The sequence below is a fragment of the Moorena sp. SIO1F2 genome (assembly GCF_010672755.1).
Lineage (GTDB): Bacteria > Cyanobacteriota > Cyanobacteriia > Cyanobacteriales > Coleofasciculaceae > Moorena.
This window is the reverse complement of sequence record NZ_JAAHFV010000341.1, coordinates 4136-6822: the sequence shown is the minus strand read 5'-3', so window position 1 is coordinate 6822 and position 2687 is coordinate 4136. Positions and strand designations below refer to the sequence as shown.

Here is a 2687-nt window from a genome sequence, read left to right as displayed (position 1 = left end):
AGTAGGGAGTAGGGAGTAGGGAGTAGGGAGTAGGGAGTAGGGAGTAGGGGTAATATCATTATTATCAACATAGCAATAAGTACGATAACAATGAGCAAAACTATCTTTAACTATACCTAATTATTGAAAACTACTTGTTCTCTATCCTATCTCGCCAGACTTCCCAGACTTCCCAGACTTCCCACACTTGGTACACTCTTATCACTGCTCCCTACTCCCTACTCCCTGCTCCCTAAAACCCAGAAATTTGTACCTCACCGAATTGCAAACCGCTGTAATGACCAATCAACAATCAATAATCTACAAAGTAGGAGGTAGTTTACCTCAAGATGAACCCACTTATGTCACCCGAAAAGCTGATCACGATCTTTTTCAGGCATTGATGGCTGGGGAGTTTTGTTATGTGCTCAATTCCCGACAGATGGGGAAGTCCAGTTTGCGGGTGCGAACCATGGAAAAGCTCACAAAGGCGGGAGTAGCTTGTGCCTCTATTGATGTTACCAGGATTGGCAATGACGTAACCTCCGAGAAGTGGTATGGCAGTTTGATTAGAAGTCTTGCCAAGAGTTTTGAATTAAAGGGAAAAGTCCAGGTAATTCCTTGGTTAAAAGAGCGTGATAGATTCTCGCCAGTGCAGTGGTTAGATGAGTTTATTGAGTCGGTTATCCTAAACGAACTAAGTCAACCGATTGTTATTTTTCTGGATGAGATTGATAGTATTATTAAAGTTAAGTTTAAAGATGATTTCTTTGCGTTAATTAGAGCCTGTTACAATCAACGAGCCGAAAATCCAGCTTACAATCGTCTAAGGTTTTGTTTACTGGGGGTGGCAACTGCCGCAGATTTAATTCAGGATAAACAGCGGACTCCGTTTAATATTGGTCGAGATATTCGGTTGACTGGGTTTACCTTTGAGGAGGCCAAACAGCCTTTGGTTCCGGGTTTGGAAGGTAAAGTTAATAATCCTGAACAGGTCTTAGGTGAGATAGTAGACTGGACGGGGGGACAACCGTTTCTTACCCAGCGCGTGTGTCGTTTGGTGGTCGAGACTTCGGAATCGGGCAATAGTCTTTCCCTAGACCAGATAGTGCGTAGGCAGATCATTGACAATTGGGAAGCCCAGGATGAACAGGAGCATTTGAAGACTATACGCGATCGCATTCTCAGGAATGAGCAACGGGCTGGGATGCTGTTGGGTTTGTATCAGCAAGTGTTGGATCACGGGTGTATAGCTGCTGATGGCAGTGAGGAACAGACGGAGTTAAGGCTATCGGGGCTGGTAGTTGAGCGCCATGGTTGTTTAAAGGTTAACAACCGGATTTATGGTGAGGTTTTCAATTCCGATTGGGTCAATCAAGAATTGGCTAGACTGCGCCCCTACTCTGAGGCGTTTACCGCTTGGCTTGATTCTGGGTGTAAGGATGAGTCTCGATTGTTGCGGGGGGGAGCATTAGACCAGGCGGAACAATGGTCGAAGGGAAAAGCCTTAAGCGATTTGGATTCCCAGTTCTTAAGAGCTAGTCAGGTTTTAGATAAGCGAGAAGTGCAAAAGGCTTTGGCAGCTGAGAAAGAGGCTAGTGAGATATTAGCCAAGGCCAAACAGGAAGCGGAAGCGTTGTTAGCAGAAGCCAAATTATTGACACGACTAGAACGGAAAGCCCTCGGTATTTTACGACAGTTACCGGATAATAATGTTTACTACGGCACCAATACAACAGGGGAAACCCTTTTGTACCAGGCCATGGAGAATGGGCAAGATCTATTCAATATAGTAACAGATGGTCGCCCCCTGGAGCAATATCCTGCTACTAGTCCTATAAATGTCCTCCACCAGAGTATTAGTCAATTTCGAAAAGGGGCTGTGCTCACCGGGCATCAGGACTGGGTAGATAGTGTAGCCTTCAGCCCGGATGGACAGAGGCTGGCCACTGCTTCAGGGGACAACACTGCCAGAATTTGGGACAACCAGGGCAATGAAATTGCCGTGCTCACCGGGCATCAGGACTGGGTAGATAGTGTAGCCTTCAGCCCGGATGGACAGAGGCTGGCCACTGCTTCAGCAGACGGCACTGCCAGAATTTGGGATAACCAGGGCAATCAAATCGCCGTGCTCAGCGGGCATCAGGACAGGGTAACGGATGTAGCCTTCAGCCCGGATGGACAGAGGCTGGCCACTGCTTCAGCAGACGGCACCGCCAGAATTTGGGACTTACAGGGCAATCAAATCGCCGTGCTCAGCGGGCATCAGGACAGGGTAACGGATGTAGCCTTCAGCCCGGATGGACAGAGGCTGGCCACTGCTTCAGCAGACGGCACTGCCAGAATTTGGGACAACCAGGGCAATGAAATCGCCGTGCTCACCGGGCATCAGTCTAGGGTATTAAGTGTAGCCTTCAGCCCGGATGGACAGAGGCTGGCCACTGCTTCAGCAGACGGCACCGCCAGAATTTGGGACAACCAGGGCAATGAAATCGCCGTGCTCAGCGGGCATCAGTCTAGGGTATTAAGTGTAGCCTTCAGCCCGGATGGACAGAGGCTGGCCACTGCTTCAGCAGAGGGCACCGCCAGAATTTGGGACAACCAGGGCAATGAAATCGCCGTGCTCACCGGGCATCAGGACTCGGTATTAAGTGTAGCCTTCAGCCCGGATGGACAGAGGCTGGCCACTGCTTCATCGGACCACACCG

At 49.1% G+C, this 2687-nt stretch carries 1 protein-coding gene; it reads left to right on the top strand.

Annotated elements, in window-relative coordinates; all coding sequences use genetic code 11:
- Positions 1–277: 277 nt before the first annotated feature.
- Positions 278–2687, top strand: a 2410-nt coding sequence (locus tag F6J94_RS27570; RefSeq protein WP_293046181.1) for an AAA-like domain-containing protein, incomplete at its 3' end; no start/stop codon positions are given.